The 18036-nt window shown below is 37.9% G+C and carries 14 protein-coding genes and 1 pseudogene; 3 read left to right on the top strand and 12 right to left on the bottom strand.

Features of this window, described 5'->3' with window-relative positions; all coding sequences use genetic code 11:
- Nucleotides 1-64: 64 nt before the first annotated feature.
- The 5 genes and pseudogenes from ACIP9W_RS03780 to ACIP9W_RS03760 form a co-directional block, all read right to left on the bottom strand.
- Complete coding sequence (locus ACIP9W_RS03780) at nt 65-2491, bottom strand: sensor domain-containing protein (RefSeq protein WP_400786195.1); 2427 nt, start codon at nt 2489-2491, stop codon at nt 65-67.
- Nucleotides 2492-3134: 643 nt separating this feature from the next.
- Entirely contained in the window at nt 3135-4646 is a 1512-nt protein-coding gene (locus ACIP9W_RS03775; RefSeq protein ID WP_400786192.1) for a CoA-acylating methylmalonate-semialdehyde dehydrogenase, read from the bottom strand.
- Nucleotides 4643-5536 (bottom strand): NAD(P)-dependent oxidoreductase, encoded by an 894-nt coding sequence (locus tag ACIP9W_RS03770; protein WP_400786190.1) that lies wholly within the window; start codon nt 5534-5536, stop codon nt 4643-4645. Before ACIP9W_RS03770 ends, ACIP9W_RS03775 begins: the two co-directional genes overlap by 4 nt.
- Before the next feature lie 17 nt (nt 5537-5553).
- Complete coding sequence (locus tag ACIP9W_RS03765) at nt 5554-6645, bottom strand: GntP family permease (RefSeq protein ID WP_400786891.1); 1092 nt, start codon at nt 6643-6645, stop codon at nt 5554-5556.
- 28 nt (nt 6646-6673) lie between these two features.
- Nucleotides 6674-6796, bottom strand: a pseudogene (locus ACIP9W_RS03760) (hypothetical protein); the annotation flags it as partial.
- Nucleotides 6797-7073: 277 nt separating this feature from the next.
- On the opposite strand from ACIP9W_RS03760, the gene ACIP9W_RS03755 reads away from it, so the two are divergent.
- On the top strand, nt 7074-7691 hold the full coding sequence (locus ACIP9W_RS03755; protein WP_400786186.1) for a TetR/AcrR family transcriptional regulator: 618 nt from the start codon (nt 7074-7076) through the stop codon (nt 7689-7691).
- Between the two features lie 232 nt (nt 7692-7923).
- Complete coding sequence (locus tag ACIP9W_RS03750; protein ID WP_400786183.1) at nt 7924-8895, top strand: sensor domain-containing diguanylate cyclase; 972 nt, start codon at nt 7924-7926, stop codon at nt 8893-8895.
- Nucleotides 8896-9013: 118 nt separating this feature from the next.
- On the opposite strand, the gene ACIP9W_RS03745 is transcribed toward ACIP9W_RS03750, so the two are convergent.
- The 5 genes from ACIP9W_RS03745 to ACIP9W_RS03725 all read right to left on the bottom strand — a co-directional run bounded on the left by ACIP9W_RS03745 (nt 9014) and on the right by ACIP9W_RS03725 (nt 14261).
- Nucleotides 9014-9739: a sulfite exporter TauE/SafE family protein gene (locus tag ACIP9W_RS03745; protein ID WP_400786180.1), complete on the bottom strand. Its 726-nt coding sequence runs from the start codon at nt 9737-9739 to the stop codon at nt 9014-9016.
- Nucleotides 9740-9859: 120 nt separating this feature from the next.
- A complete protein-coding gene (locus tag ACIP9W_RS03740) occupies nt 9860-11137 on the bottom strand; it encodes an MFS transporter (protein WP_400786178.1) in 1278 nt (425 codons plus the stop codon).
- 67 nt (nt 11138-11204) lie between these two features.
- Nucleotides 11205-11861, bottom strand: a complete 657-nt coding sequence (locus tag ACIP9W_RS03735; RefSeq protein WP_400786176.1) for a carboxymuconolactone decarboxylase family protein — start codon at nt 11859-11861, stop codon at nt 11205-11207.
- Nucleotides 11862-11886: 25 nt separating this feature from the next.
- Entirely contained in the window at nt 11887-12663 is a 777-nt protein-coding gene (locus ACIP9W_RS03730) for an enoyl-CoA hydratase/isomerase family protein (RefSeq protein ID WP_400786174.1), read from the bottom strand.
- A 32-nt stretch (nt 12664-12695) separates the two neighbouring features.
- Entirely contained in the window at nt 12696-14261 is a 1566-nt protein-coding gene (locus ACIP9W_RS03725; protein WP_400786171.1) for a class I adenylate-forming enzyme family protein, read from the bottom strand.
- A 158-nt stretch (nt 14262-14419) separates the two neighbouring features.
- Between ACIP9W_RS03725 and ACIP9W_RS03720 the strand changes: the two genes are divergently transcribed.
- Nucleotides 14420-15319 carry a LysR substrate-binding domain-containing protein gene (locus ACIP9W_RS03720; protein WP_400786168.1) on the top strand — a complete coding sequence of 300 codons (900 nt, stop codon included), beginning with the start codon at nt 14420-14422 and terminating at the stop codon, nt 15317-15319.
- 211 nt (nt 15320-15530) lie between these two features.
- Here the strand turns inward: ACIP9W_RS03720 and nhaC are convergent, their stop codons facing one another.
- Together nhaC and ACIP9W_RS03710 are read right to left on the bottom strand one after the other, a co-directional pair.
- Entirely contained in the window at nt 15531-16976 is a 1446-nt protein-coding gene (nhaC, locus tag ACIP9W_RS03715; protein ID WP_400786166.1) for a Na+/H+ antiporter NhaC, read from the bottom strand.
- Nucleotides 16977-16991: 15 nt separating this feature from the next.
- Nucleotides 16992-18035: an Ldh family oxidoreductase gene (locus ACIP9W_RS03710; RefSeq protein ID WP_400786163.1), complete on the bottom strand. Its 1044-nt coding sequence runs from the start codon at nt 18033-18035 to the stop codon at nt 16992-16994.
- Between the last annotated feature and the right edge of the window lies 1 nt (nt 18036).

Genomic DNA, 18036 nt, shown 5'->3' with positions numbered 1-18036 from the left:
CTTTCTAAGTAAATTTCCATCAAAAAATCCAGGACACATAAATGTCCTGGATCCTATAAATCAATTACTTGGAAATGAGAAAGAAGCTTGCTCCAATTTCACTCATCTTAAGCCATTTATCTTCAAACTCCATTGCAGGTAGTGGACGGCTAATACCATAGCCTTGTGCATAATCACAGCAATTCGCTGACAAAAATTGATATTCTTCTGCTCCTTCTACACCTTCCGCAATGACTTTCAAATCTAGTTGCTTAGCTATCGCTATGATTGTTTTTACAATGGCTTTATTCTCAGCGTCTTGGCTCATATTAATCACAAATGAATTATCGATTTTTAATGAATCAAGTGGATATTTGGTCAGATAGCTAAACGATGAGTATCCTGTTCCAAAGTCATCCATTGATAGACTTATACCAAGCGCTTTTAGGGCATCTAACTTCTCAATCATGACCTCTGCATACATTGCAATACTCTCTGTGATCTCTAAAACAATATAGGACGCATGAAGTTCATATTTCTCAATAGCATTTTGCACTTTCACTAAAAAAGTTGGATCGAGTAACTGTCTTACAGATACATTAACACTTACGGTTAAAGGCTTGTAACCTGCCTTTTGCCAACGAGCATTTTGTTCTATTGCAGTATTCATTACCCAGTGGCCTATTGGAATAATCATTCCTGTCTCTTCCGCTATTGAAATAAATTCATCCGGTGGAACTTGTCCAAGTGTTTCGTTATTCCAGCGTATTAGAGATTCCATCCCTACTATTTCATTGTTTTTTAAATCTATAATAGGCTGGTAATAAAGTTCAAATTCTTCATTGTCTAATGCGGTTCGTAATTGTTTTTCAATCATCATCTTCCTGTAAAGTTCCTGATGCATTTCTGGTGTAAACAATTGAAAGTCATTCTTTCCTCTTTCTTTTACATGGTACATTGCGATATCTGCATGTTTTATCAATGTATTAGCGTCATCTCCATCAGTTGGAAAGATGCTTATTCCAATGCTTGGTGTAATGATGTAATCACTGCCATCCACCCAAAAACCATTTATAAATTGTTCTAATAACTCTTTTGCAAAAGTCTCACTATCCGCCTCATTATGATGTGGAAGTAAAATAGTAAATTCATCGCCTCCAAGTCGATAAATTTTAGCACCAGAATGTCTTTTTTTCAGTAAGTTTTCTAAACGTTTTGTAACTTCGATTAATAAAAGATCACCCACATCATGTCCGAGTGTATCATTAATGTATTTAAAGCGATCTAAATCAATAAACATAATCGCATTCTTGCTATTCTCCATCTTAGCTTTTTCAAGAAAGTTAGTTAAATCCTCATTGAACATTCTTCTATTCGGTAACCCTGTTAGGATATCGTGATTGGCTTGGAACATAATTTCATTTTCATATTTCTTTCGTTCGGTAATATCCATTGATACAGCAAGTGATCCTGAGCTGTCATTAATATTGATCGGTACTTGAACAGTTTGTAGCCATATGGCATCTCTTGATTTGGCTGTTACGATTTCCTCTTTTATAAAGAGTTTTTCTGTGTGCTTGAGCATAATCTTCTTTTGATCAACGTTTTGTCTTATTACACAAGTATCTAGCTGAATGTCATCGTCCGTTTTCCCAATCATATCTCGAATTCTCATGCCCATTAACTGCGCATATGATTGATTGACTAGAGTATATCGACCATTTTCATCTTGAGCATAAATGTAGTTTGGGTTCAAATCGATCACTTGAAACAGAAAATTCTTTTGCTCAGACAGCTTCTTATTCATCTTGTTTACTATTTCTAGATACATTCTGCTCGAAAGTATCAATAACGAAATTGCAAAGAGTAAAATCGCAATTGAACTTGGGTATAATCTTGTCGCTGGGAACATATTTAAAGTTCCTATTGCATATGCAGTGAAAGCAAAGATATTAAAATAGACTAAAAAAGAACGCATACTCTTGTCTTTTACTTGTAAACTTATTAAAAAACAGAGAATCATACTAAGTACAAATAAAAGAATATTAAAATGAAACAACCATGATAGCTCTCCATAAACAGGAAAGTAATATATAGTGGAACCATTATGTATAGCTTCTAATCCACTAACCCCCTTATTACTCCATCCGCTTATATAAACAACCAAAGCCATCAGATAGAATAATAGAACGGTAGTACGATTTATCCAAAAACGCCACTTCTTTTTTAAGTCATTTGCCAATATTTCATGAACAATTATATACGCTACATAAAAAATCGTGGGTGGTATCATGATAGAGCCAAATCGAAAGAGTTTGAAATAGATTTCAATGGTCTCTTCTTTAAAAATAGTAGACGAATACAAAAAGGCAACATCTAATTGCCAGACTGAGGATAACAAAAGGAACATAAAGATAATTTTGGATAGATTATTTTTTTTGAATAAAACAAGTATCGTAATTCCAATACATAAGGGAATACAGGATAACAAAATTAAAAATAGAAAAAACATATAATGAACCTCCTATGCAAGTGACAATAATAGACAAGCATTATTCCCACTACTCCCTCTAGTAATAATGCGCACTTACTGTACTGCTTGATGTCTAGTTTTATATACAATCGGTCGTAGAGTAATAAATCCATATTCCAGAGAAAGCAGAGTTATGATGATATGATTTGCATCGCTCCCATTGCGCCAATTATGTCTCATAATCTCTTATATAGAAGTGAATGTAATGTTTGAAATCAAAATTTTCCATAATGTGCCCTTTCTAATATAACTAGTTATTTAAAGTACTAAATCCTTTAATACCTCATCCTTATATTACTATATCTTCCAATTATTCCATCTTTCAATTCTAACTTTATTCTATTATATACGACATAATAATAGGAAGTCTATGTACTCAGACCTTAAGACCTACAAATGTAAATAGCCAATCATTTTATGAATTAAAATCTAGTATAATGGCATGGATAAACAAATTTAAGTTATATAGGATTACTCTTAAACAGTGAAAATGACCTAGGAAAAGTGGTGGCATATTGGTAGGGTTAAAGTAGAAAGGATAAGAGACTTCAGAAGATTATCTTGCACGGAGACGCAATCTACAAAAAAATCCAGGACAACAAAATGTCCTGGATTCTCTATATCAATTACTCGGGAAAGAGAAAGATGCTTGCTCCAACTGGTCTTCTGGCCAGCGTTCCGAAATAGTTTTGTTTTTCGTGAAGAATCGAACTGTATCCGGTCCAAACATATGGCCTTCTCCGAACTTGGAACGTTTCCAACCGCCAAAATTATAATAACCAACTGGGATTGGGATTGGTACGTTGACACCGACCATGCCCACTTCGATTTCGCTAGTAAACTTGCGGGATGCAGCTCCGCTGTTTGTGTAAATCGTCACTCCATTACCTAATTCGTGCTTGTTGACCAAATCGATGGCATCTTCAAGTGACGGTACACGTACGACGATGCGTGCTGGTCCAAAGACTTCTTCTTTGTAGATTTTCATGTCTGGTGTAACGTTATCTAGTAAAGTTGGTCCAAGATAATATCCTTCCGAGCTTTCACAGATTTCTGGATTGCGTCCATCAATAACCAGTGATGCGCCTTCTTCAATACTATTATTTATTTCGGACAACACGTTTTGTTTTGCTTCTTTTGAGATGACTGGACCAAAATCGACTTGGTCGTCTGTGTATGGACCAACTTTTAACGCTCTTACTTTTTCATTTAGGATGGAAACGAATTTCTCTGCTGTTTCCTCACCAACGGGCATTGCTGTCGAGATTGCCATACAGCGCTGGGAAGCTGCTCCATATGCAGCTCCTAAGAATGCAGTGGCAGCCTGCTCAAGATCTGCATCTGGCATGATAATCATATGGTTCTTCCCGCCTCCAAATGCTGCAACGCGCTTACCATGCTGAGTTCCTGTTTGATATACATATTCGGCAATTCGAGTAGATCCAACGAAAGAAATCGCACTCACATCTTCATTCTTCAGCAACTCATCCACAACTTCCTTGTCTCCATTGACTACGCTCCATACGCCTTCAGGTAGTCCAGCTTCTGCCCATAGTTCACTGATAAACAGTGCAGAATGCGGCACTTTTTCAGATGGCTTCAAAATAACTGAGTTTCCTACTGCAACTGCCATCGAAGTCATTGCAACAGGAACCATTACAGGGAAATTAAAAGGAGCTATTGCTGCTACGACTCCCAAAGGTGACTTGGTTGAATAAGCATTAATATTCCCGCCTACATTGACAGAATACTCACCTTTCATTAAATGAGGTGCACTTAACGCCAAATCCACTGATTCCAATCCACGAGTAATTTCCCCTAGCGCATCTGCTTTCGTTTTACCACTTTCTAAGCAAACAATATCGACCAATTCATCTTGTCGAGAAGAGAGCAAGTTGCGGAAATTTAATACGACTTCCATCTTTTTAGCGAGTGATTTCGCCTGCCATTCTACCTGACCTTTTTTTGCAAGCTCGATTGCTTGTTTGGTTTCTTCAGCTGATGCAAGTGGCACCCCTGCGATTACTTCTCCAGTGGATGGATTGAAAACTTCGCCAAAACGGCCGCTTGTCCCTTCGACTTTTTTTCCTCCGATAAAGTGGGATAGTTTTTGAACTTCTTGTATAGTTGTCATAGTACTTCCTCCTTCTTATTTGTTTTTACTTCTGATAAATAAGCTGCTGAAATATCTAGATGTCCGAACCCTTCCTGAGACATTTGTTCATATTCCTCTATCAATTGATTGGTCACCGGCAGATTCACTTCTCCTTGAACAGCCATTTGCTGTGCAAGGCGCATATCTTTTAGTAAAAGATCGATGGAGAACCCTGGCTGGTAATCTTCATTTTTCATATACTCTGCATAATTGCGTGTGTAGATTTTGCTTTGTCCATAGCTGACATTTAAGATTTCATACACTTTATCCAGTGATAATCCAGCACTTTCCGCCAGCACTAGCATTTCTGCGACACCTTTTGTATAAAAGCCGATCATCAAGTTGTTCAGCAATTTGATGCGAGTGCCGACACTCGGTGAATCGCCAAGCAAGAAAATATTCTTACCCAATACATTTAGTAGCGGAAGTGCTTTTTCATAATTTTCTTTTGTTCCACCAACCATAATGGTCAAGGTAGCTTGAACTGCTCCGATAACCCCACCACTTACTGGTGCCCCTAAATAATGCAGGCCGTTTTTACTAGCAAGAGTCGCAATATCATCGTTTAGCTTCGGGTCCACTGTACTGAAGTCTATCAATAAAGTGCCCGGTGCAGCAGTCTCGATTAATCCGCCTGGATTTGTATAAATCGCTTCCACCACTTGAGGTGTCGGCAGACTAGTCATAACCACTTTTGTCTGTGCGGCAAGTTCAGCGTTCGTCTTCGCAACTTTACCTCCAAGTTCCGTAAACTTTTGCAGTATCTCTTCTTTGACATCCATTCCATAAACGGTGTAGCCAGCCTTGATCAAATTAGTTGTCATTGGCAATCCCATGTTGCATAGTCCAATAAAACCGATTGTTTCCATTATTTATTCCACTCCTTTTAAAAGATTGAATATAAGATAATTGCTAATGCGAGTGCTATCATAGAGACGACAACACTAATGACAAATACTGGCTTATAAGCTCGATCATGAGTTTCATTACTAACTGCCCGAATTGTTGTTACGATATATCCGTTATGAGGCAATGAGTCCAGACCTCCGGAGGCAAGTGCTGAGATTCGGTGCATTGCGTTTGGATCCAAGCCTTGTAAATTGTAGATTGGAGCCAAAATCGGAAGCGCAATTCCAAGTCCGCCTGAAGCAGATCCTGTGATTCCTGCAATCACCGTGACCGCAAGCGCTAACCCAATGTATTCCATGCCTGGAAGTCCAACAAGGCCGTCAACAATCATTTGAAAAGATGCCGTTTGCTGGGCTACTGCACCGAAACCAACCACCGCACAAATATTGACGGTAGCAATGACAGCATTTTCAGCACCTTTTGTGAACATCGCTCGGTATTGATCGGTGTATTTATACATCGTACCCAGCCCTACTGCGCAGCCGACAAATAATCCTAAAAGGGCCGCACCCACAGAGGATATGAACTGCGCGCTAATGTTTAGCGTAATGACCACAAGTGCAAGCGGTAAGATGGAGAAGAATACCGGCGGCAATTTACGCTCTACTGACTCGAGCTTGCTCAAGTTCTCCATGACAGCTTTCGGTGCATCAAATTGCTCACCGTTTTTGATAGCTCTGTCCACCATAAACTTCATTGCATAACTTCCTATCACGATAATGAAAATTGCGACAACTACCGCGATCCACCCTCCAGCAGTCGGCTTCGTGCCGAAAAACTCCATCGGTATCAAGTTCTGCACTTCCGGCGACCCTGGAGAGGTCATTGTAAATGAGATCGATCCGAAGATAATCGATGCGGGGATAAACCTATGCGGAATATTCCCTTCTCGGAACAACGATAAGGCAATCGGATAAGCAGCAAATGCGACAATTGCCACACTCACTCCGCCATATGCCATAACCGAGCAAGCAACCACCACTGCAAAAACAGCATGCTTTGCGCCAATTTTCCGTTTCACCCAATTGGCAATAGAATGCCGCTCCGGTTTCTTCCATGATCTTTCCAAACACTGCCCCAAGTAGATATACAAGGAACCAACTAGCAAAATAGCCTGTGAATCCCGCCATATAATTTTCTGTAAGCGCTTTCTCTAAAGACAAATGATTTGTCAAAGCGACTACAATGGAAGCAATCAATGCTGCAAAGATAATATTCATCCCTCGCATAGTGAAAAACATAAGTAACCCTAACCCCAGAAAAAAACCGATAAACGCAATAACCATCTTCTTCCCCCTGCTCCCCTTTAAGCATTCAAACATTTGAGATACCAAAGTCAGATACTTTAGTATCTTAAATGATAATAGATAGAATTTTATTTGTAAACAGTAAATTTTATATTTTCAGATTTTTATATTTCAATTCTTCTTCTCTATTAATAGCCCTTGTATTATTTAGAAAATATGTTAGTTTCAATTAATAAAGGAGTGTAGATAGATGAAACCATCTTCCCAAAGAGCGATCAAAGCGCAGCAAACACGCCAACTATTATTAGATACCGCTCTTGAAATGTTTGGTAACAAAGGGTTTGACAATGTAACAATCGATGAAATTGTCGAAAAATGCAATGTCTCAAAAGGAGCTTTTTACACACATTTCAATTCCAAATACGATGTCTTTACAGCAAAATTCAAAGACATCGATAAATTCTATGAAAGCTTTCCCGAAAAAATAAATCCAGCATATACGGTAAAACAAAAAATCATTCTTGCTTACCAAGAACAAATGACATACTTACGCGATGAATTAGGAGTCGATTTTGTTCGAACCCTCTATATGAGTGCCTTAGCTCGCACAATGGATGAAAAGCATTATTTAGTTGACCCCGAGCGAAGAATTTACAAATTGATAGAAAGCTTCCTCGACGAAGGGCTTGAAAAAGGGGAATTCACTTCTGCATGGGAAAAAGAGCAATTGCTTCATAACTTGACCCAATGCATGAGAGCCACAGTTTTCGACTGGATTATCTTCCAAAATAAATTGGATATTGTTGAAGAAATCACCATACTCGTTACGATGATTTTTGAGGGGATTGGGAAACGGGAAAGCGATTAAAAATCTTCCCTGTGAAAACACAATTCGGAATTGTTTCTTACTCAGAGAACAATGTAAAAAAATGACCGATCAGGATATCCTTTTCGGTCATTTTTCTTTTCTGGATAGTTGTTTGTTAAAGCAACTAATCAAAGAGATATAATTCGACTTGATAGGTCTATAATACTCCATCATTATTTTGGTATGGTATAATACTCACAACAAGAAGTATTGTAAGGACGTGTGAAAAGTAATGATTACACCATTTGCTTTAGGATTTTTAACTGCAATTTTAATTATCGGATTAGTAGCACCATACGGGTATATAAAGTGGAAAAAGCAAAAAGCAGAACTATTAGAAGAATATGCACGATTTGTTGATTTAACGGAAGCCACGAAAGATTTCTTATACTATTATCAGATAGTTCCAGAGAAAAAATATTTATATTTAAGTCCTTCCGCAGATATTTTTTTCGGAGAAGGTGCTATTGAATATGCCTATCAAAACCCTCAAGTATGTTATACAGACGTCCATCCCGATGATTATGAAAGCTTATGCAAGAAAATTGATGGCGAAATCGACTACAGTAAAAGTATTATTCAGCGTTGGAAAGATCAAAATGGCGTATATAGATGTTTTGAGGAATATGCGATACCAATCTATGAAAATGGAAAATTGGTTGCCTTAAAGGGTATATTAAGAAATATAGATGAAAAAATTGAAATGCAACAAGAATTGGAATATCGGATACATCATGATGGATTAACAGATTTATATAATCGGGAATATTTTGAGAAAAAATATGCAGAACTCGACGAGCAATTAGATATCTCAGTGGCAATAATTATATGCGATTTAGACGAATTAAAGTATGTAAATGACAACTTTGGTCATAGAGAAGGAGATAAGTTAATCAAAGAAACAGCAAGGGTGCTTAATAAGTTCTCTTCAGACATAGTAACTGTAGTAAGACTGGGTGGAGACGAGTTTGCTATGATTATAGCTCATGCAACGGAAAAAGAAACAGAGGCATTGATCGAAAGCATTAATAATATTCTTGAACTTTTTCATGAGAATAGTTTAGAGAGGAAAATTAAATTATCCATGGGATCTGCTTTTACCAATAACTCAAAAGGAAATATGACCGAGTTGTTTTTACAAGCTGATAAAAGGATGTATGAAAATAAAACAAAAAGAAAGCAGAGTGTAGTGACCCTCAGTTAGAAATACTCTGGTTAATTCAAACAAACGCTAAAAAAAGGGTGCCGAATGATGACGGCTCCCCTAACTTACCGATATTCTACAATCATATATCCCCTAGGTACATACCACTCCACACAAGTCATCGAGATAAAATACTATCAATTAATATGTAAATCCCAGTACCTCCTAAAAGGATGTATGTAAATATCTTAAATACATGTTGATTTAAATATTTAAATAGAATTTGCCCTATGATCAATCCTATAAATACAGCAGGAATGCCATACAAACTAGAACGCCAGATAATCATATCTGTACCGGTTAAAACCAGTTGTGATAACAGACTAATAAAATAGATAAATAAGAAAAACGCTAATGTGGTAGCTCTAGTTTTTTCTTTTCCAGCGTTAGTCCCAGCAAAGTATATCAACAACGGGGGGCCCGGCATACCTATGCTTATAGTTAAAACCCCAGATATCCCACCCACTATATAATCTCTAGCCGTAGTCGATTTGAATCTAACGTTAACAATTAATATTAAAGTTAGCAACAATAAAATGATACTAATCAGCAGTTTAAACGTCTTAATATCAACCGTTATATAAACTAGACCACCAAGTGGAAGTCCCATAATGCTTCCCAAAATTAATTTTCTCAATAAATATGTATCAATATTCTTTTTGACTTTCATGATTAACGCAAGGGAAATGATTAAAGAAAGAATAATATTTATTTGAATAGCTTCTGAAGGCTGAAATAGCAACAATAAAAAAGGTGTGGCCATAATCGAAAATCCAAAACCAGTGCTTGTTTGTAAAATCGATGCCACGAGTATAATACAAATATATATAAAGAAGTGTTCCAAACTTATACCTCCTCTACATAATATTATACTATATTTGTAGAGAAGCGGCTTTTAAACAAGAAAAGACAGCTAAGAGTAAAATCTCTGCTGCCCTTACCAAGGATCTGAATAATGCCACGCTTAATTCACAACCGTCGAGTTCCCTATTTCAACTGTATCCACCGAGGTAGATTTGCTCGCCGAATCTCTTTCCTCTGATTCCTCAATGATAACCTTCCCATTTGTTTCAGGCAGTAGCCATACCGCCACAATTGCTATACAAAACGAAAACAGACCTACGCTAATAATCGCATTGCCCAGTCCTAGTTTTCCAGACATTACCCCTATAAATGCTGGACTAAAGGCCGCGAAACCACGCCCTACATTGTATGAAAAACCTTGACCTGTCGCTCGAATAGCTGTTGGAAATTGTTCCGAGAGAAAGGAACCAATTCCTGCTGCTTGGCCTGAAGCAAAATAGCCGAGGAAAAATCCGATCACATAAGATACAAACTGTCCTTCAATAGGTAAGAAAATAAAAAGACCTAGCGTCGCAATAGAGCCTATAAAAAAGAGCGAAAAGGTTTTACGTCTCCCAAACATGTCATGTAAATAACCTCCCGATACATACCCGATATATGAGCCTGCAATAACCATGCAAAGGTATAAAGTAGTTCCGATTAACGCTAAATTTCGGACTTCTACAAGGTATAAAGGCAAAAAGCTAAAAATGGAATAGTAAATTCCTTGAGCACCTATACATAGCAAAGTTGCCAATACGGTTGTACGAAGTTGCTTTCCTTGGAAAAGACGGATTAATGGTAATTTTGCTTTTGGATTTTTTTGAATCACTACACGGTCTTTCACATTACGTCTAATATAGAAAATAGCGAGAGCCGGGATAATTCCTGTTAAAAATAAATATCTCCAAGCTTCCTCTGCTGGAAAATTAGCGAAAACAATCCAAAATACAAAAGTGGATAGGGCCCAACCTACTGCGTACATTGCTTGGAGGTAGCCCATCACTCGTCCTCGCTTCTCTGCAGATGCATATTCAGCAAGCAATGCAGCACCAACTGGCCATTCCGCTCCATACACTAACCCTTCAACTATTCGCCAAAAGGCAAGTTGATACATATCTTGTGCGGTAGCGGTTAATGCGGTCGAAACCGCAAATGCAAGAATAATATAACTGAGCACACGGACACGACCATATCGATCAGCCAACATACCTCCAAAAACTCCACCGATTGCGGAAGCCAACAAACTACATGTGACAATCCATCCTCCGTCAGAAACAGACATATTAAGCGCTACAATAATCGTTGGAAGAGCAATAGAGAACATCGTCCATGTATATCCATCCAACCCCCAGCCGAGACTCGATGCGATAAAAGCCTTGCGTCCTTGTGAGTCCATATAAAATCCCCCCTATAAAATAGATAACTAGAAAACGGTTTTATCCACGTTAACAAGCTGATTAATGTTATTCATCGAAAGCATTTAATGCATTGACTCCATGAGCAAGGGCTGAACCAGCTTTTAAGGCAGTAGCTACCATTATTGCTTCGGCTACTTCTTCCTTAACAGCATTAGCTTTTTTGGCTCCTTTTGTATGAATATCAATGCAGTAGGGACAGCCTGTAGTATGGGCAACAGCAATGGCAATTAGTTCTTTTTCTTTAACACTTAATAATCCCGATTTCATGGATTGTTTATCAAAATCAACAAAGGCCTTAAAAACATCCCCGTTCAATTTAGAAAATTCACCTAAACGATTAAAATAGGATCTTTTATACAACTCCTCTTCTCCCGTTTTATCAAACGCATTCAGTGCATTAACGCCATGAGCCAGTGCAGATCCCGCCTTTAAGGCAGTTGCCACCATGATTGCTTCAGCTAGTTCTTCTTTTGAAGAACCTTTTGCTTTTGCTTGTTTTACATGTAAATCAATACAATAGGGACAACCTGTTGTATGGGCAACTGCCACGGCAATTAACTCTTTTAATTTGGAAGTCAGACTCCCTTCAGCTAATGCCTGCTTATCGAAATGTAAAAAAGCTTTAAAGGCATCTGGAGCCAAATCGGTAAATTCACCAAGACGTGCAAAATTGGATTTTTTATATAAACTATCGTTACTCATATTTCTTCCTCCTCTATTTTCTTTGTTATTTAAGTTGGATAAACTTATTAATTTCTTTTAGTGCCTCCCCATTCACCAGCATTTGCTCTTGTAATTCCGCTTCATAATAGAGCAGGTTTTCAAATCTTGGCACCGATGCATGGACAATTTTTTTAGTAATTCGTAAGGGATCAAATGGTTTCTGTATTAGTTTTGTTAGTAATTCTTCCACAGTAGGTAAAAGCATATCCCCTTCTACTACTTTCGTTACTAACCCAATTTCCTTCGCTTCTTTTGCTGTAATAATCTCGCCTAGCATAATAAGTTCTTTCGCTTTAGAAGCTCCAATCAAATTCACTAAACGTGGGGTCCCTCCTCCGGAAAAAAACATACCCCTGTCTATTTCCGGCAAGCTTAGTGATGCATCATTGGAAATGATTCGAAAATCGCAAGACATTGCAAGGGCCAACCCGGCACCGAAAGCAGGTCCATTAATCGCGGCAATAGTAATTTGATCAAGAGCATCTAACTTTCTTAGAAATTCCTGACGATTAATTTGATCTTTTCTTATCCAAGAAGAATCTTCCTTATTTTCTTCTATACTTTTTCCCACTTCTTTGATATCTGCTCCCGCCGAAAAAACGCTTCCTGCTCCTGTAAAAACAATGAATTTATACTTTTTGTCTGAACTGATTTCTGATATTAAGTGATTTAATTCTTTATCCATTTGCTTGTTCATTGCATTTGCTTTCGATGGACGGTTGAACGTAACATAAAGTGTTGGATCTCGATATTCTACAAGCAAGGTTTCATACTTCTTCATATAGCGCACTCCTTTCTCTATCAATCATTCTGTTAAATTTGCCTTTCAGCCAATTCCCAAAAGGGTTCACGCAACTTTTTCTTGTCGACTTTTCCGTAGGACGTTAACGGTAGTGCCTCTATAATATGAATATCTTTTGGGCTTTTATATTTGGATAGTTTTGATTTGCAGATTGTCATTACTTCAGCAATGTCCAAGTTCTCCACTTTTGTTGTTAGAAATGCCGTGACGGCTTCTCCCCAATCGGGGTCTGGCACACCTATGACCGCCACCTGTCCTACTCCTGGATGCTCTTGAATAACATTTTCTACTTCTGACGAATAAACGTTCATTCCTCCGCTTATAATCATGTCTTTGGCCCTGTCGAGAAGATACAGAAACCCCTGTTCATCCATCACACCTATATCTCCCGTATACAGCCAACCGTCTTTTAGTGTCTCTGCAGTTTTATCTGGCTGATTGAGATAGCAGATCATATTGGTAAATGCCTTTACAACAACCTCGCCTTCCATGCCGACAGGAACCTCCTTTCCGTTGGCATCCACAACCTTTACTTGAGAGAAAATGGTGGACCTTCCGCAGCTCTTCAATAAATGCAACGATCCTTCTTCCGTACTATGAAACTCTTTCTTCAACCAAGTTGCTGCACTTTGTGTTTCTGTCAGTCCATAAATTTGCAAAAACACTGGCCCAAAAATGGATAAACCTTGCTTTAAGCGCTCAGCAGTTATCGGTGCGGTTCCGTATTGAATGGTTCGTATGGAAGAAACGTCCACCTCTTTCCGTTCTAGGTAGTCGAGCATTCGGTATAGAATGGTCGGTACCAAGCTTAAGTAAGTAATATGGTTTTCTTCAATATGTCGAATCACCGTTTCTATTTCAAACTTATCTTCGATAAAGATCTCCGCACCTTTTATTAGTCCTGAAAACAAATACAGGCCAGCTGCATGAGGCAAAGGAGTAGTTACAAGAATTTTCTCATCGCTTTGAATGTTTGCTTCGATAATGATAGAGATGAACGTTAAGCTGGTAGATTCATACGTATGAACGACTCCCTTTGGCTTGCCGGTAGTTCCACCCGTATATAAGATAAAAGAAAAATCGGATGGCTCACTTTTAACCAATACTTCTTCATCAGAACCAACCTTCTGCAAATCTTCCCAAGTGATTAATTCATCGAACTTTGTCTCATCTGCATCAAGCACGACAATTGTATGGAGTTTAGGTAACTTAGATTTAATTTTTTCAATCATTGGCAGGAAGCGATTGTCTACGATTAATAACTCCGCCTCTGCATCTTCTAAGATATAAAGAATATCCGGCTCACTAACCATCGAGTTAAGCGCTATTTTCGTCGCTCCTAAATAGTAAATTGCTATTTCACTTACTACATACTCGTAACAATTAGGAAGTAATAAAGCGACGCGTGATTGTTGGCCAATATTATTTTTTTTCAAAGCATGCGCTGTACGGTTTGCAGCAGTGTGCAATTCATTATAAGTAAAACTAGCGCCATTGACATGCAAAGCTTTTTTATCTGCATTATTCTTTAAACTGTTTTTAACCAGTTCATTTAATACAAGGGAAGTTGAATTCATATCTAATCATCCATCTTTGAATATCCTATTAACCTATTTGATTATTTTAAATAAAATAAATCTTTAAAAAATAATATCAACAGATCAAAATATAGTCTAATATATAAAATAAACCGATTGAGACGTTAAACGTCTTAATGATTTTGGGAGGAATTGTAATGGAGCTTCGGCATTTACATTACTTTGTAGCAGTGGCAGAAGAGCTGCATTTCGGGAAAGCAGCGAATCGCTTGAATATTAGCCAACCGCCTCTTAGTCAGCAGATAATTCACTTGGAAAAAGAAATGGGTGTCCAACTTTTTCAACGGACAAACCGATCAGTCCAATTGACACAGGCGGGAAAATATTTTTTAGAGGAAGTTTATGAAATACTAGCGAAAATAAAATCGAGCGTGGAGGATACACAAAAGTTATACATGGGGGAGGCTGGAACCTTGAAAGTGGCCTTTACCGGGTCGTTGAACTCATACCTGATCCAGTTGATCAATATGCACCGTGAAAGCTATCCCGACGTCAAAGTAACTTTGCATCCAATGTCTAGCACCGATCAATTAAAGGCACTAACCGATAAAGAAATCCATTTCGGCTTTCTCTGTCCGCCTATTACTAATCCTTCTTTAGATTTTCAGCATATATACGGCTCTCGTTTTGTCGCGGCTTTACCAATAAATCATCCTTTAGCTTCCAGGCCAGGACCTATTGAAATCAAAGAATTAAAGAGCGAACCGTTTATTATGGCTCCTCGAAGACTAGAACCCGGCTACTATGACACCATTATATCTATTTGTTTAAACGGGGGTATGAGTCCCATCATTTACCAGGAAGCTGAAGGAGTTACTCATATTCTTTCACTAGTTTCGGCAGGAATTGGCGTTACACTTGTGACAGAAGCCGCTCAGCAAGAATATCCGAAAAACGGGGTCGTCTATAAGCCTTTGAAAGGCCGCCAGCATGAAATGGATCTGTACATCACCTGGAACAAATACACCATCATGCCCATCACAAATAATTTTGTCCAGACGATGAAACATTCCCTAAAAGAAAAAGAATCCATCTAAAAAAGCGAGCTTCGAAGTCATATGAATTCGAAGCTCGCTTTTTTAATGTCTGAAGTAGATATGTCCCTTTAAAAGAATAGTAAACGGCAAATAGCATCCACCTACGTCCAGGTGAGTGTTATTTACCGTTTAGTTAGCCATTAGTGATATATTAAACTATTATCTTAATTGCTTCATGCACAAGGACACCTTTATTGAAAGGGCTTACATATTATTTAGCAATAGATTTTCTCGTTTCGCTAGGGAATGCTATTGGTGTTTCTTCTGGTAAACCATCGTCATCATCATACGTTTTTATCGTAAATCCTGTAATAGAATAAATTACGGTGATAATTAAGGTAAAGAAGGATAGAAAGCAAAAAGGTATAAAATGCATAGGACTGACACCTAAGGCACCTGATACAAAGACCGCACCTGTATTCCAAGGAATAATAGGCCCACCTAATGTTCCAACATCTTCAATTACACGAGATAGGTTTTCTGGTCTAACTCGACGTTTTTCATACAAGGGCCGCATTATAGTAGCTGTCATAATTAGAGCAAAGCTTATAGTAGCACCTATCATATTAGTTGTATAGCTAACTAGAATTGTCATTAACAGAAGCCCGCGATTTGTTTTTATTCTGCTAGCAAAAGAGTTTAAAATAGACGTCAATATCCCAGATCCAGATAAAATTCCTCCTAAGCCTAATGCAAATATGAAGATAGCGACTATCTCATACATACTCACAACTCCACCGCCATTTAACAAATCATCCATAAAAGGATTTCCTGTCTCAATAATAAAACCATTATAGAGAGCAGAAAGAGATTCCGATATTGAAAAACCTTGATAGAGAACTCCTACAGCTGCTCCGGCCAGCGCTCCGACAAAAATGGAGGTAACAGCTGGTTTTTGCATGATGAGTAATGTCAACACAACAATTGCAGGAATTATTGTTACCCAACCAATGTTAAACAACTCATCAAGAGAACTAGTTATCGAAGTAATTTGCCCTTGATCTATATTTCCACCATCATAACGAAGTCCGATAATATGAAAGGTAATAATGGATAATATAAGAGCTGGTATTGTTGTCCACATCATATGCTTGATATGTGTAACGATATCTCCTCCCGATAGGGCAGGTGCCATATTAGTACTATCTGATAGCGGAGACATTTTATCACCAAACCAGGCGCCACTCACAACTGCACCAGCAGTAATCCCAACAGGAATTCCGAGACCACTTCCAATTCCCATCATTGCGACTCCCGCCGTTCCCACCGTTCCCCAAGATGAGCCCGTTGCTAATGAGACAAATGCACAAAGAATGACCACCGTAGCAAGAAAATAATTTGGTGAAATAATTTCTAATCCCGCATAGATGATTGTTGGTACCGTACCGGAAAATATCCATGCACCAATCAATGCACCAACAGCTAATAAAATGAGCATTGGCTGTAGAACTTTTCGAATCATATCATAAGCAAAATTCTCAACCTCTAAAAAGTTAAATCCAATTTTCATGGCTAATGGTATCGCCACGATGAGACTAATGAAAAGCATAATTTGTAACTTTGCATCAAATAAGGTAATGCCAACGACAATAAGCAATGTAATAGTTAATAAAGTAAAGATAGAATATTTCAGACTAGGCAGCTTTGGATCTGACATAAGATTTTCTCCCATCTATTGAATAATCAACTTTTGAATTTTTAATTCATTGGCTAGTTCATCTAATTGCTCTTTTAAATTCTCCTCTAATGGAATACCTCTAGTTTTATTCGCTCTTTCTTTCATAAACTCTATCTCACCCGGCAAATAGATATCCTTTACACCATCTGCTTTAGAGGAATTTTTTATAAAACCAGTTAATTTTTCAATACTAGAATAGTAGACTTCTAAAGGTATTAACTTCTTTATATCAATCGTCAACATAAAATGAGAAATGGACTGTTTGTTTTCTGTGTCATACATGGATGGAATCATTTTCGAAAAGTCTCCTCCAGATAAGATACCTGTCAGAATTTCTGCCATTACAGCTAACCCAAAACCTTTTGGTCCACCTACAGGAGAAAGAAATCCACCATTTATTATGTCTTCTGGATTAGTTGTAGGAACCCCGTTACGGTCGACTCCCCAATCAGCTGGAATTTCTTTATTATTTTCTTTATGGAAAAGAATTTTACCAAATGCAGTATTACTTAGAGCCATATCCAATACGATCGGTTCATTAACGGAAGGTGCAGCAATAGATATCGGATTATTTCCGATAACCTTTTCTTTGCCTCCGATTGCCGGCATCAAGGGAGCCACATTGCTAATTACTATGCCAATCTTATCTTGTTTAGCTGCCATCAGTGAATAGTACGCAGTAATACCAAAATGATTGCTATTTTTTACTGCTACTAATCCAAGACCGGATTCTTCCGACATAGCAATAGATTTCTCCATTGCTTCTTTTGCAACTACTTGTCCTGCAGAATAATTTCCATCCATGAGTGCAGTTGCTCCATGATTATTAATCATCGATATATTTGCTTTACTTGATATTAGTCCTTTTTGTATCCGTTCTATATAAATTGGTAATCTCAGAAATCCATGACTATGTATTTCCCTTAAATCTGCTTCCAGCATAACTTCAGTGATTGTATTAGCCTCTTCTTCAGGCATCCCCAACTTCATAAAACATTCATTTGAAAAATGGACTAACTTATCTTTCTCGATGAACATT

Source organism: Psychrobacillus sp. NPDC093180 (assembly GCF_044754065.1).
GTDB lineage: Bacteria > Bacillota > Bacilli > Bacillales_A > Planococcaceae > Psychrobacillus.
Note: the sequence above shows the minus strand (reverse complement) of the source record. Positions and strands in the feature narration are given on the sequence as shown.

Excerpts from the sequence above, each read along its gene's own strand:
- ACIP9W_RS03780 (WP_400786195.1), bottom strand. The coding sequence starts at position 2,491 with ATGTTTTTTCTATTTTTAATTTTGTTATCCTGTATTCCCTTATGTATT.
- ACIP9W_RS03710 (WP_400786163.1), bottom strand. The coding sequence starts at position 18,035 with ATGTTCATCGAGAAAGATAAGTTAGTCCATTTTTCAAATGAATGTTTT.
- ACIP9W_RS03725 (WP_400786171.1), bottom strand. The coding sequence starts at position 14,261 with ATGAATTCAACTTCCCTTGTATTAAATGAACTGGTTAAAAACAGTTTA.
- nhaC (WP_400786166.1), bottom strand. The coding sequence starts at position 16,976 with ATGTCAGATCCAAAGCTGCCTAGTCTGAAATATTCTATCTTTACTTTA.
- ACIP9W_RS03720 (WP_400786168.1), top strand. The coding sequence starts at position 14,420 with ATGGAGCTTCGGCATTTACATTACTTTGTAGCAGTGGCAGAAGAGCTG.
- ACIP9W_RS03730 (WP_400786174.1), bottom strand. The coding sequence starts at position 12,663 with ATGAAGAAGTATGAAACCTTGCTTGTAGAATATCGAGATCCAACACTT.
- ACIP9W_RS03750 (WP_400786183.1), top strand. The coding sequence starts at position 7,924 with ATGATTACACCATTTGCTTTAGGATTTTTAACTGCAATTTTAATTATC.
- ACIP9W_RS03755 (WP_400786186.1), top strand. The coding sequence starts at position 7,074 with ATGAAACCATCTTCCCAAAGAGCGATCAAAGCGCAGCAAACACGCCAA.
- ACIP9W_RS03775 (WP_400786192.1), bottom strand. The coding sequence starts at position 4,646 with ATGACAACTATACAAGAAGTTCAAAAACTATCCCACTTTATCGGAGGA.
- ACIP9W_RS03770 (WP_400786190.1), bottom strand. The coding sequence starts at position 5,536 with ATGGAAACAATCGGTTTTATTGGACTATGCAACATGGGATTGCCAATG.
- ACIP9W_RS03740 (WP_400786178.1), bottom strand. The coding sequence starts at position 11,137 with ATGGACTCACAAGGACGCAAGGCTTTTATCGCATCGAGTCTCGGCTGG.
- ACIP9W_RS03735 (WP_400786176.1), bottom strand. The coding sequence starts at position 11,861 with ATGAGTAACGATAGTTTATATAAAAAATCCAATTTTGCACGTCTTGGT.